General features: G+C 72.8%; 13 protein-coding genes. 4 read left to right on the forward strand and 9 right to left on the reverse strand.

Annotation, left to right across the window (positions count from 1 at the left end; genetic code table 11):
• Nucleotides 1–601: 601 nt before the first annotated feature.
• The 9 genes from L0B03_RS07445 to L0B03_RS07485 form a co-directional block, all read right to left on the reverse strand.
• The gene (locus tag L0B03_RS07445) at nucleotides 602–1,231 is read right to left on the reverse strand and encodes a TetR/AcrR family transcriptional regulator (protein ID WP_250445180.1); all 630 of its coding nucleotides are present in this window, start codon (nucleotides 1,229–1,231) and stop codon (nucleotides 602–604) included.
• Nucleotides 1,228–1,728: a hypothetical protein gene (locus tag L0B03_RS07450; protein WP_250445182.1), complete on the reverse strand. Its 501-nt coding sequence runs from the start codon at nucleotides 1,726–1,728 to the stop codon at nucleotides 1,228–1,230. The genes L0B03_RS07445 and L0B03_RS07450 overlap by 4 nt, the downstream gene beginning before the upstream one ends.
• 88 nt (nucleotides 1,729–1,816) lie before the next feature.
• A complete protein-coding gene (locus L0B03_RS07455; RefSeq protein ID WP_250445183.1) occupies nucleotides 1,817–2,251 on the reverse strand; it encodes a hypothetical protein in 435 nt (144 codons plus the stop codon).
• 67 nt (nucleotides 2,252–2,318) lie between these two features.
• Nucleotides 2,319–2,534, reverse strand: coding sequence for a hypothetical protein (locus tag L0B03_RS07460; protein ID WP_250445184.1), 216 nt, complete (start codon nucleotides 2,532–2,534; stop codon nucleotides 2,319–2,321).
• Nucleotides 2,535–2,769: 235 nt separating this feature from the next.
• On the reverse strand, nucleotides 2,770–4,119 hold the full coding sequence (locus L0B03_RS07465) for a YcaO-like family protein (protein WP_250445185.1): 1,350 nt from the start codon (nucleotides 4,117–4,119) through the stop codon (nucleotides 2,770–2,772).
• An 11-nt stretch (nucleotides 4,120–4,130) separates the two neighbouring features.
• The gene (locus L0B03_RS07470; protein ID WP_250445186.1) at nucleotides 4,131–5,507 is read right to left on the reverse strand and encodes a YcaO-like family protein; all 1,377 of its coding nucleotides are present in this window, start codon (nucleotides 5,505–5,507) and stop codon (nucleotides 4,131–4,133) included.
• Nucleotides 5,504–7,087 (reverse strand): CocE/NonD family hydrolase, encoded by a 1,584-nt coding sequence (locus L0B03_RS07475; protein ID WP_250445187.1) that lies wholly within the window; start codon nucleotides 7,085–7,087, stop codon nucleotides 5,504–5,506. The genes L0B03_RS07470 and L0B03_RS07475 overlap by 4 nt, the downstream gene beginning before the upstream one ends.
• Nucleotides 7,084–7,917, reverse strand: a complete 834-nt coding sequence (locus L0B03_RS07480) for a hypothetical protein (RefSeq protein ID WP_250445188.1) — start codon at nucleotides 7,915–7,917, stop codon at nucleotides 7,084–7,086. Before L0B03_RS07480 ends, L0B03_RS07475 begins: the two co-directional genes overlap by 4 nt.
• Nucleotides 7,918–8,057: 140 nt before the next feature.
• Nucleotides 8,058–8,246 carry a streptamidine-related RiPP repeat protein gene (locus L0B03_RS07485; protein WP_250445189.1) on the reverse strand — a complete coding sequence of 63 codons (189 nt, stop codon included), beginning with the start codon at nucleotides 8,244–8,246 and terminating at the stop codon, nucleotides 8,058–8,060.
• Nucleotides 8,247–8,406: 160 nt separating this feature from the next.
• Between L0B03_RS07485 and L0B03_RS07490 the strand changes: the two genes are divergently transcribed.
• The 4 genes from L0B03_RS07490 to L0B03_RS07505 all read left to right on the forward strand — a co-directional run.
• Nucleotides 8,407–9,471, forward strand: coding sequence for an iron ABC transporter permease (locus L0B03_RS07490; RefSeq protein WP_250445191.1), 1,065 nt, complete (start codon nucleotides 8,407–8,409; stop codon nucleotides 9,469–9,471).
• On the forward strand, nucleotides 9,468–10,280 hold the full coding sequence (locus tag L0B03_RS07495) for an ABC transporter ATP-binding protein (RefSeq protein ID WP_250445193.1): 813 nt from the start codon (nucleotides 9,468–9,470) through the stop codon (nucleotides 10,278–10,280). Before L0B03_RS07490 ends, L0B03_RS07495 begins: the two co-directional genes overlap by 4 nt.
• Nucleotides 10,277–11,302, forward strand: coding sequence for an ABC transporter substrate-binding protein (locus tag L0B03_RS07500; RefSeq protein WP_250445195.1), 1,026 nt, complete (start codon nucleotides 10,277–10,279; stop codon nucleotides 11,300–11,302). Before L0B03_RS07495 ends, L0B03_RS07500 begins: the two co-directional genes overlap by 4 nt.
• Nucleotides 11,303–11,322: 20 nt before the next feature.
• A partial coding sequence (locus L0B03_RS07505) for an MFS transporter (RefSeq protein WP_250445196.1) occupies nucleotides 11,323–12,097 on the forward strand: 775 nt, incomplete at its 3' end.

A 12,097-nucleotide genomic window follows, 5' to 3' on the forward strand; every position in this document is an offset into this window, starting at 1 on the left:
TGCACGGGAGACTGTGTGGGAGAGTAGGTCGCCGCCGAACACCTTTTCAGAAAGGGCCACCCCTATGGGGTGGCCCTTTCTGCGTTCGCCGGCAGGTCGCCGCGAGCGGGATGGGCGTGGCGACCGCGCACACGATCCGGATCTCAGGACGTGCGATGTCGTCCTCTTCTCGACGTCAGGGACATCCCGAGGCCACTCGCGGCCATCACCAGGAACGTCGCGACCAGGACCCAGCGCTGGGCCGTCCCTCCCTCGGACGCGACCAGTACAGCCTGGGCGCTCGCCCCGATCAACCCGCACACGAGAACGACCGCCCCGGGCCAGGGGCTCATCGCACCCCGCGGGCCTTCCGGGGGTCTCTCGTCCATGGCCGGAGACGCTACCGGCGTTCGCCCCCTGTTGCGCAGCGACGCCCTCGCGCGGTGGTCGCACACAGATCTTGGCCGAAGCTCCGCAGTCTCGCGCCGTGCACTCGACGGCGCCGGGGTGCGGAGCGGCATCGTGTATCAGGGACGGTGGAGCAGCCAGCTGTTCAGCGGGCCTGCGACGATCAGCGAGCCCGAATGGGCCGGCGCTCGCTGATCGTCGCGCCACCACCAGGTCAGGCTCGTGCCGCTCGGAGAAGGGCGGATCCGGCGCTGAGCAGTGCCTGGGTCACGCGTCTCGGTGGGACGTCCTCCCCTGTCGCCATCGCGCCGTCGCGCAGCATGACGAGCTGCACGGAGACCAGTCCTGCGTGCCGCGCGCCCATCTCGGTGAGCAGGTCGGTCGCGCAGGAGCGCAGCCATGCGCGGTGCTCCTCGGCCGCGACGCGCACCGGGTGCTCCCTCTCCGGGTAGGCGGCGATCGCGTTGAGGAACGGGCAGCCCCGGAACTCAGGACCGCGGGCCTGGGTGCCCACGGCGCGCGCGTAGCGCTCGAGGACGCGAGACGGATCGCCGGGGTGTTGGGAGCGCCACTCGTTCAGGACGTGCCGTTCGGCGTCGGAGACAGTGCGGAGGTAGGCGACGACGAGGTCGTCCTTGCTCGGGTAGTGGCGGTAGAAGGTCGCCTTGGTGACCCCGGCCGCGTCGATCACTGCGTCCGCGCTGACGGCACGCAACCCCTGCCCGTAGAACATCGGGGCGGCGACCTCGAGGATGCGACGCGCCGCCTCGGCCTGCCCGCCGTCGCGGTTCGGGCGGCCAACCACCCGAGGCGAGGCCAGGGCGTTGAGATCGGTGACGATCACCGCGATGCGTCCCCCGCGGCAGTGCGTCGGGCGCGCCAGGTGCGCCAGGCACCTGTCGACCACAGGGCCCAGAGCACGAGGACGGGCTGGAAGGGGAGACGGAGCGCGCGAGCCCGATCGGTGTCGAGCCCGAAGCCGTCGGTGCCCGTCACGTACTGGGAGATGTTGCCCGGGAAGATCGCCACGAAGAAGGCAGCCACGACCCAGCCGACCAACCACCGGTGCTTGCGCGGCGCGAGCGCAAGGGCGGCCGCAAGAGCGATCTCGACCACCCCGGAGGCGAGGACGACGACGTCAGGGTCCAGCGGCACCCACGGCGGCACCTGGGCCTGGAACTCCTCCCGGCTGACCGTCAGGTGCCCGATGCCGGCCGTGGCGAGGGCCGCGGCGAGCGCGAGTCGCCCCACCGTGCGAGGGACAGCGCTCGGCTCGGGACCGGCGGGCGTCGTCCGCCCCGAGGTCGTCGGCGCCGTCGCGTGGTTCGGGGGGAGGGCCATGGAGACTCCATCGGTAGACGGACTAGTTCGTCTACCGTACGTCGGGAGTGCGTCCTCTGGGTGCTGCGTGGAGGAAGCCGTGCTGGGATCAGGCGCAGTAGTCGCAGATCCCTGTGCCGGGGAGCGTCATCGAGCAGGTCGGGCAGAGCTTGGGCGCGGGAGGTGCGGCGGCTGTTGACCGTGCCGGGGAGCGCGGCGTCCGGGGGGCGCGGGTGGCTCGTTGGGGCGCCGGGCGCCGAGCCGTGGCCGGCTCCGTGACCTCGAAGCCGCGCTTGCGCAGGATGGTCACCGCCGCGTCCATGCCTCCGGTGAACTCGTCCGGTGGCGCGAGGCGGCCGGTCGCGAAGCGGTGTGCGACCCCGAGCACTGCCCTCGAGTCGTAGCTCTGTCCCTCGTGGTGCAGGGGGTAGTCCTGCGAGGGTGAGAAGCCGTACGCCTCGAGGAACTCCTCGCCGCCACGGGCGTCGTACTCGGCGAGGGCCTGGAGGACGTGCTGCCTGGATACCGAGGAGAACGTCGCCACGAGCACGAGCCTACGGCCCGACCGCGGGTCCGGCGTCATGCGCGGGCTGGGCAGGCCCCAACGTCCGTCAGCCCTGCTCGCCCTCGGCAAGGTCGGCCCACCATGAGGCGTAGACCGTCGTCTGTGCCATGCGGCGAGTCAGGTCGGGGGCGTCGTCCTCCCACCAGACGGGGCCGCGTTCGCCGAGGGCACGTTTGGCTGCGTCGACCCGAGCTCGGGCTGCTTCACGCGCCTCGGCGTCGTCGGCTCGCATCGCTGCTGCCTTGGCGCGACGGGCGGCCATCAGCTCGCTGGTCAGCCGTTCGCGGTCCCGCGGGTCGAGTGACGGGTCCGCCCGACGCCACAAACGCCCCCGGACCACCAGGTACCTACCGTCCGGGGTGACGAGGGGGGACTGCGGTGGAGTGGCGGCTGAGCCCCTCTGCGCGCCGCAGTCCGTCACCTGGCCTGCTCGTGGGTGCGAGAGCCTGGTACGGCGTGCGTCGACCTCATGCGCCCATGATGCGTCACCGTCACCGTCAGTGCGGCCAGGGGGTGCGCGGTGGATTCGTGCGCGAGGGCTGGAGCCGGTGACCGCCCAGGAAAGGCAGACCGAGAGGACTGTTGCTGTACAGGCCCGGCGCCACCACGCGGACGACGTCCAGGCCTGAGGTCCGCACGTCGGTGGTGGTGAGGTCGACGACCACCGGAGCGATCCCCGATGTCTGCAGCTCCTCACCGGGGCTTCCGGTCTCGACCAGGTCCTCTAGCGGGATGCTGCCACGAGTCGCGGCGTGCAGCTCGGCGTCGAAGGCGTCCTGCACGGCGGGATCGAGGTGCAGCTGCAGGTGGCAGGCGTAGTCGACCACGTCTCGTCGGTCCGCACGGTAGGCAGCCCCGTAGCGACGGTCCTGACGCCACGCCTTCAGAGGACTCCCTGGCTTGCCGCCGGCCCGTCCGAGGCCCGTCGAGGGGTCGTCGTAGTCGGCCAGGACGAGCAGGAGCTGGAGCGCCTCACCCAGCGCCTTGACCGCTGCGTCGATCGCGCCCCCGACACCGACACCCATGCTGAGGTAGCCGGTGGTCGAGTCCTGCACCAGCGCCGCGACGACCGGTACCCCGAACTCCTGGTGGAGCGCGATCCACCGCGTGGTCAACGCGCCCCCCGGACCGCGGCCCATCAGCTCTAGCCAGGGCGGGACCACGAGCGCCAGGACGCCACGCCCGCCGTACCAGGACAGCGTCATCGCGTCGCGTTCCACGACCTCGCGCAGAGCCGCGGCGACAGCGTCCTGTCTCGTCTGGCCAGCTGCCAGCCCTGCCTGGACGATCGGGTTCGTCAAGGGATGGCCAGGGCCTCGGCTCCCGGCGTAGGACGGCCAGACGAGGCTTGCCGGGACCAGGACCTCTTCGCCGGTGCCGAGGTCTGCGCCCCTGGCCCACTCCACCTCGAGGTCGTCGTCGAGGGCCACGGCGGGGAACCCCGGCGAGCGGAGCTGCTCCGTGCTGAAGAGCGCCAGACGGCCGAGGTCCACGACGCGGCGGCCTGATCGGCGCAGCTGGCGCGCCGTCCCGCGCGTGAGCTCTCTGGGCACCGCATTGCCGCAGTACCGCTCGGCTGCCTCGCCGAGGGCCGCGCCGAGGGCTGCAGCCGGGTTACCGATGGCGTAGCCGGCGCCCGCCGGGTCCGACGCCCAGGGTGCGAATCGGGTGGTCTCGCTCAGGGCCGCGGTGACCAGCAGGAAGTCCCGAGGGAAGTGGGAGGGGATCCGCGCCTCGCGCAGTGAACGGACGATGCCCGTGCGGCTGTCGAGCAACCCACGGTGGGGCAACGTCTCCAGGAGCGGCTGGTGGTGCTCCTGGAGGTCCTGAGCGGTGGACCTGGGCATGTTCGCCTCCCTCAGGCCAGCGGTAGCGGAGTCGTGACGAGGTCGGCCTCGGTCAGCGGGCGTTCGACCCACCCGAGGCGGAAGGGCACCTCGTACAACCGCCGTCCGCCGTGCAGGGGGAAGGCGGGCGGGCCGTTGCCGACGAGCTCGGGGGTGATGACGCGGACCACGTGCAGGCCGCATGCGGCGACGTCGGGAGTGGTGAGGTCGACGGCGTAGGCGCCGACCCCGGCCGCGCCGAGGTCGGCCAGGAGCGCGGCGACGACGGCGGAGTCGTCGCGGGTGTCCTGTCGCGCAGGCAGCGGGAGTGCGGCGCTGGGCCGCAGACGTTGCAGCGGGGAGGCCTGCATCCGTGGGTCGAGGTACACCTGGGCGACCGGTGGGAGGTCGGTGAGGCTGCTCCACGGGTGCGCAGCGGCTGGGCTCCAGGCGTCGTCGACGTACTGGCGGTCGGATCGGTGGGGCAGGTAGACGTGTGACTCGACGCGACCGGACCGGACGGCCGCCCAGACGTCGCTGCTCGGGTCGTCGAGGTCGCGTCCCAGCCGGAGACCACCCAGTGCCTCGACGAGAGCCTTGGCGGCGGCGGTCGGGTGGTCGGCCCGGCAGGCAGAACCGAATCCGACCACCCCGGCCGTCTCGTCCTCGACGAGCGCCGCCACCACGGGGGTGGGGAGCTCCCGCGGAACCTCGAGCAGCCGGAGGCGGACCGTCCCCCCGACACCCGGACGTCCTAGGCGCCCCGTGACGCGCCCGCCGTCGTCCCAGGCATGGGTGGGGGCCCCGGAGGCCCACCAGATCCCCGTCGCGTCCCGCTCGAGGAGCTCCTCGAGGGCTGAGCGCAGGGCGGCCGGACGGCTCGTCCCCGTCGCGATGCCCGAGTAGGCCGGTGAGTGTGTGGCGGGCTCGTCGGCACGCGGGCCGTGGAAGTAGTCCAGGTAGGCCAGAGACGCGGGGACGAGCGTCTCGGCGCTGGTGTGCAGGTCGAGCGCCTCGACCCAGGAGACCGGCAGGTCACGCGTGAAGGGGACGAACGGGAAGCCCGGGCTGCGGTACTGGGTCACGGAGTAGAGCGCCAGGCGCATGGGGTCGAGTGCGGCCCCGCCGAGGTCGCGGTGGCTGCGGGCGGTGACGGCGAGCCGCTCGGGTACGGCGTTGCCGCAGTAGCGTTCGATCGCCTCCCCGAGCGCGGCGCCCCGGGCGGCCGCCTGGTCGCCCAGGGAGGCGCCGAAGCCGTAGCTGTCGGCACGCCAGGGCGCGAAGGCGGTGGTCCGCCCGGTCGTGGCGCCCCAGGTCGTCCAGCCGCTCGGCATGTCGGCGCGCGGGGGCGACGGGGCGAGGTCCAGCAGGACGCCGGTGCGGGGGTCCACGAGGTCGTCGATGCTCACTGAGGCTCCCTCGGTGGTCGTGCTGGCGGCAGCTGGGGTGCGACGGGGAGGGTGATGGCTGTGCCCGGGCCGGCATGGATCGTCTGGGATCCCACGACGGTGCAGCTTGACCGCAGACGGTCGGGCCCGGTGCCGAGGTGCCGAGCCAGGTGGGGGACGTCGCTCGAGGTGATCTCGAGCATCAGCCTGCTGCCCGCAGGGAGCCGGACCGAGAGGGGCGTGAGCTCGGTCCGGTGCTGGCCGACACCTGTCCTGGGTGCGGTGGCCGCGCCCGTGGCGAGCTCGATCAGGCGGCCGTCGAGGTCGTGGTGGGCCAGGCGGACGATCCAGTCCGTCCCCTCGGCGGTGGTGCTGGCCGACAGGTCCACCGTCGGTACGCCGTCGATGACGAGGTCGGCGGGCAGGGGGTCGGTGCGGAAGCGTGCCGCGTCCGAGCGAGCGAGGGTGGCACGGCGATCGTGCCCGGGGAGGTAGGAGGGGAACGGATCGAGCGGGTCGTACTGGAAGGGGACCGCCGCCGGCGCCGTCGGCTCCGGCGTCAGGACCCCGCCGTCGCCTGCGTACCACCGCCGCCCCGCCCGGGCAGGAGGCCACTCCTCGGTGGTGACCCAGGTCCCCGTACCCACGCGGAAGACCCGGGCGCGACTGCTCGCCGTCCTGAGCAGCACCTGGCGCACCCAGCTGACCAGCTCAGCCCCCCAGCGCAGCTGGGACGCCGTGCCGTGCTCGAGGACGCCGGTCGACGTCGACCCGGCCATGCCGAGGTCGTGGCCCCATGGCCCGAGGACCAGCTCGCGTGGGGGACGAGGGCACACCTTCGCCCCGGCGCGCGCCCACAGCTGGAGGACCTCAGGCGCGAGCAGGTCGTACCACCCGCCCGCGTGCAGCGTCGCGCAGGTCAGCGACGCCAGCTCGCGCGGCGTCACGGCCTCCGGGGGGTCTCCGTCGTACCCGTGGGTCTCGTGCAGGGCGATCGCGTCGTCCAGGTGAGGGAGCTGGACCCCGGTCCGTGCGCCGATGTCCGCGACCGGGAGGGTCGACAAGAGCTCTGGGTCCTCGCCGAGGACGGTCTCGCGGAGGCCGGCTCGGCTCGTCCGACCGTCTGCTCGCTCCAACCACCAACCGATGTGCTCGCTGAGGCGAAGGATGCCGTTGGGGGTGAACTTCGTCCGGTGCAGCCCGAGCGAGGCGCCCAGGCTGATGACGCCGACGACGGCCTCGGGGCGCTCGACGGCCATCGTCCACGCGGTGTAGCCGGAGTAGGAGCCCCCATAGGCGATGATCCGGCCGTCGCACCATGGCTGGCCCAGGAGGTGGTCGACGAGCGCGGCGCCGTCGGCGCGCTCGCCACGGTAGGGCGTCCAGACGCCGTCGGAGTCGTAGCGGCCACGGACGTCCTGCGCCACGAAGGCGACGCCCGCTGCCCGCCACGCGCGTCCCTCTGCCAGATGGACGCCGCGACCGTAGGCGGTGCGCGTGACCACGGCCGGAACTGGCCACGTCGACTCGGGCGGCAGATGTACGTCCATGGCGAGCCGCAGGCCGTCGTGGCTGGCGATCCTCTGGTTGGCCCAGCTCACGGCAGCGGCAGGACGGGATGGTGGGTGACCTGCAGACGGCCGTGAGCGTCGTGGTCGACCAGGTGCTCGTGGGCGGGGACGGTCGGGGTGCGCCTGCCCCACCAGTGCTGGAGGTCGGCGAGGAGGTGCCCCGCTGCGACCGCCGCGACCGCGTCGGAGGGCTGGGGTGCGGGCGGAGGGGCCGTGGCCGGCGAGCTGAGGTAGGCCCAGTAGCTCTCGAGCTCGTCCGGGGTGGTGCTGGCCGCGAGCCGTCGTCCTCGCCAGTCCCGGTACCGCGGGCCGCCGGGGACCTGCATCGGCCCCACAGCGATCCCCGTGCCCTCCGCGTGGCAGTGGTGCCAGGCGAGACCGGCGTCCGAGCACTGGGCGTCCAGGGCGGCGAACGAGGTGTCAGGGAGCCACTCTGCGCACGTGACGAGGATGTCCCCGCCTCGGCGTGCGAGCTCCTCGACCTCGGGCTCGGTAGGCGCGCGATCCGGAGGGGAGGCCAACCTCGCCGCGTGGCTCGGGGTGGGGTGCCTTTCGATCGGACTGACCATGCCCTCGCCGACGGAGTCGGTGAGCACCTGCGCCCAGGGGCGCACCAGGTGCCTCAGGAGTGCCGCGACGGGTCCCTCGCCCCAGATACCGATCCGTGGTGGCCTCGGCGGCTCCTCGGACGGGTCAGCGAGGACGCCCCTGGTGCGCAGGGCGTCCGCCAGTGCGGACCGCACCTCGGCGGACGCGGTCGTCGGCGAGGTCGTCGCGCCGTGCAGCTCGGGCTGAACCGCGGCCAGCGCGTCGGAGGGACCGAGGAGCCAGGTGAACCGCTCGCCCGGCTCGGCGAGCATCCACCGCTCACCCCCTGAGCTCGGCACGAGGTGCACGCCGACGCGGAGCCGGAGGGGGGTGGCGGGCGGGGAGCTGGACGCGAGAGGACCGCCGGCGAGGGCATGGTCAGTGGGTGTCACGATCGATCAGGTGTTGCGCCTCAGGCGCCGAAGGCGAACGGGTTGTGGACGAGCGCGTTGGTGGTCGGTCCCTGGAGGGCGCTCGAGACCGGCAGCTCGGCAACCGGCTCGAAGGCGAACGGGTTGTGGACGAGCGCGTTGGTGGTCGGTCCCTGGAGCGCGCTGGAGACCGGCAGTTCGGCGACCGGCTGGAACGAGAAATCAGACATGATCTTCCCCTTTCCACATGAGAACGATTCTCACGTGTCCCGCTACGGTAGCTCGACAAGGAGGGGTGCGCCACCCCCTCCGGCCTGCTGGTTGACCCGGGGTCGCGCCGGGCCTACTGTGCGCAAGCGATAATCGTTCTCAAGGGGTCGGGGGTGGGAGGTGATCGACGCCGTCGCTGCACAGTCGGGGGCCGTCGTGCCCGCGCCTCGGTCCCGGGCACGGGTGCTCGGACTCGTCCTGCTCGCGCTGGTCGTCCTCTCAGCTGTGCTTGCGATCAGCGCAGGGGCCGTCCGGATCGCTCCGAGCCAGGTGCTGGCGGTGATGTGGAGCCATGTCGTGGGCCTGCCGACGGGAGGCTCCGCGCCGCACCCGATCCACGACCAGATCGTCTGGTCGGTGCGGGTACCACGCGTGCTGCTGGCCCTCGTCGCCGGTGCGGGACTCGCTGTGGCCGGGACCGTGCTGCAGGCCGTCGTCGGCAACCCGTTGGCCGACCCGTACGTGCTGGGCGTCTCCGCCGGCGCCTCCGCAGGGGCGGTCGCGGTCTTCACGCTGGGCGCCGTGGGGGGTCTCGGGGTCTCGGCAGCCGCCTTCGCCGGCGCGCTGGTCACCCTGGTGCTCGTGCTGCTCCTGGGGCAGCGTGACGGGCGCGTGGACCCGGTGCGGCTGCTGCTGGCTGGTGTTGCGCTCGGCTACCTCTTCCAAGCCGTCACCAGCTACCTGCAGCTGCGCCAGGGCGGAGCGCAGCTGCAGGCGGTGCTCTTCTGGCTGCTCGGGACGCTGTCCGGTGCCCAGTGGAGCTCGCTCGGTCTCCCTGCCCTGATCGTCGTCGCCAGCACGGTGTGGCTCCTGCTGAAGGCTCGTGCCCTCAACGCGTTGGTCCTCGGGGACGAGGTCGCGGCGTCGTTGGGGCTGCGCGTCGGCGCTCTGCGCCTGCAGCTCCTCGTGGTGGCGGCTCTGCTGACCGCGGCGGTGATCGCGGTGGCGGGCGGCATCGGGTTCGTCGGCCTGATCGCCCCGCACGCCGTCCGCCTGGTCATCGGTACCGACCATCGGGCGCTCCTGCCCTTGGCCGCCCTCACCGGAGGCGTGTTCCTGATCCTGGCCGACCTGGTGGGCCGCACCGCGGCGCAACCCGTCGAGCTGCCACTGACCGTGGTGACCGCGCTGGTGGGGGTGCCGTTCTTCCTCGTCCTGCTCCGTCGTCAGGGGCGGACGCTGTGACCTCGCTGGAGGTGCGGGGCCTGCGCGTCGACATCGGCCGCCGCACCATCGTCGACGACGTCAGCTTCGCGTGCGCCCCGGGGACGGTGACCGGCATCGTCGGTCCCAACGGCAGTGGCAAGTCCACGGTGTGCCGGGTCGTCTACCGGGCGCTGCGCCCTGCCGCCGGCAGCGTTCTCGTCGGCGGGCGCGACGTCCACCGAGACCTGTCCGCGCGCGAGGCCGCCCAGCGCGTCGCCGCGATGGTGCAGGACGGGTTCCTCGCCGTGGACGCCAGGGTGCACGAGGCGGTGATGGTGGGGCGCACACCGCACTTCGGGCGGCTGGGCCGCGCGTCGCACCACGACACCGACGTGGTCGCCCACGCCTTGGACCGGGTCGGTGCGGGGCACCTACGCGCTCGCCTCTTCACCGCGTTGTCCGGGGGCGAGAAGCAGCGCGTCCTGCTCGCCCGCGCGATCGCCCAGCAGGCAGACCTCCTGGTCCTGGACGAACCCACCAACCACCTCGACATCGCGGGCCAGCTGGAGCTGCTGGACCTCGTGACCCACCTCCCGGTGACGGTGGTCACCGTCCTGCACGACCTCAACCTCGCCGCAGCGGCCTGCGACCACCTGGTGGTGATGGCCGACGGCCGGCTCGTCGCCCAGGGCGCCCCGGAGGAGGTGCTCACGAGCGACCTGCTGCGCGAGGTCTTCGAGGTGCACGCGCACTGCGGGACCAACCCGCTCACCGGCAGGGCCCAGCTCAGCTTCGCCCCGCGCTCCGCCCGCCCCACCAGCCCTTCGATAGCACTGGAGTCCCTATGACGACCTGTCACCCGACCTCACGCCCGACGACGCGCCCGACGACGCGCCAGCTGGCCCGCTGGGCGACGCCCGCCGCGGCGGTGCTGCTGCTCTCCGCCTGCACCTCGACCGATGCGACCACGCCGACGACCTCGGAGGTGGACGGTGCCGAGGTGACCGCCGAGCAGGTCAGCGTGCAGAACTGCGGGCGCACCGTGACGCTGGACGAACCTGCCCAGCGCATCGTGTCCGGGTGGACCACCTCGACCGAGGTGCTCCTCGCGGTCGACCAGGGAGACCGCCTGGTGGGGCAGTACAACTCCTCCAACGGGACCCCGTCGGAGGAGTACGCCGACGCGTTCGCCGAGATCCCCGTCCTGAGCGCCACGGCCCTGAGCCGGGAGCAGCTCGCCGCCGCCCAGCCCGACCTCATCTGGGCCGACGGCGAGTACCTCTTCGACGGCTCCCAGCTGCCGACCATCGACGAGCTCGCCTCTCAGGGCACCCAGGTGCTCGTGCTGTCGGGCTTCTGCGGTGACGACGCGACGGCGGCGACCGTCGAGGACGTCTTCACCGACCTGGACGCGATCGGCACGCTGCTCGGCGAGAGCTCCGCTACCGAGGTGCTCGCCGACCAGCTGCGCGAGCGCCTGCAGGCTGTCGAGACGCGGATCGCGGACCAGCCCGAGTCACCGCTGGTCTTCCTCGCCGACTACGAGGGCGTCCTGTACACGTACGACGGCGTCTACACCGACATCGCCGAGAAGGCCGGCGGGCACAACCTCTACGCCGGCGAGCTGCCCCCGGGGCAGTACTACAGCGAGATCTCCCGCGAGGACGTCCTGACCCGGGACCCGGGCACGATCGTCCTCCTGACCGGCCCGGGCGCCGACACCGAGGCTGCCGTGGCTGGGCTGTCCGAGCTGCTGCCGGGAGTCACGGCCGTGAGCGAGGGTCGCGTGGTGACCATGCCGGAGAGCGACTCGACCAACCTGCGGGTCGTCGACGGCGTGGAGCGACTGAGCCAGGCCCTGCACCCGTGACCCCGGCCTGAGCGGCGCCTGTGAGCAGGTTCGGGCTCTTCGTCGTCAGCCGCGCGGTGTCCTGGGTCGGCAACGCGCTGACCTTGGTCACCTTGCCGGTCCTGGTGTACCAGAGGACTGGGGACCCACTGATCACGGGGCTGCTGGCCGCCTTCGAGGGACTGCCCTACCTGCTGCTGGGTCTGCCCGCCGGCGCCCTGGTCGACCGGTGGGGTGCTCGGGTCACCATGCTGACGACCACCGCGCTCAGTGCCGTGGCCATGGCGAGCATTCCCGTGGCCGACCACCTCGGGGTGCTCAGCACCACTCAGCTGCTGCTCGTGGCCCTCGCGACCTCGAGCTGCTTCGTGTTCTTCGACGCGGGCAGCTTCGGTGCCGTCCCGGCCCTTGTGGGTCGGGCCGGCATCGGTCCGGCGATGGCGAAGCTCTCCGGTGTGAGCACGGTGATCGGGCTCGCAGGCCCTGCGGCCGCCGGCGTCCTGCTCGTGGTGCTCGCGCCGGTGACGCTGATCGCCGTGGACGCGGCGACGTACGTGCTCTCGCTGCTGCTGCTGCTCCCGGTGCGCTGGGCCGAGGCGCGGTCGGGCCCGGGGCGGGGGGCGCTCGCCGACATCGCCGAGGGGCTGCGGTACCTCTGGCAGCAAGACGTGATCAGGATCCTCACCCTGATCGGCACGGCCGGGAGCCTCGCCGGCGGCGCCGTCACCGGCCTGCTCATCGTCCTGGCGAGCCAGCGCCACGGCCTCGGGCCGGGCGAGGCGGCCCTGGGACTGCTCTACGCCGCCGGGCCCGCCG

This window comes from Actinotalea sp. C106 (assembly GCF_023630195.1).
Classification (GTDB): Bacteria; Actinomycetota; Actinomycetes; order Actinomycetales; family Cellulomonadaceae; genus Actinotalea.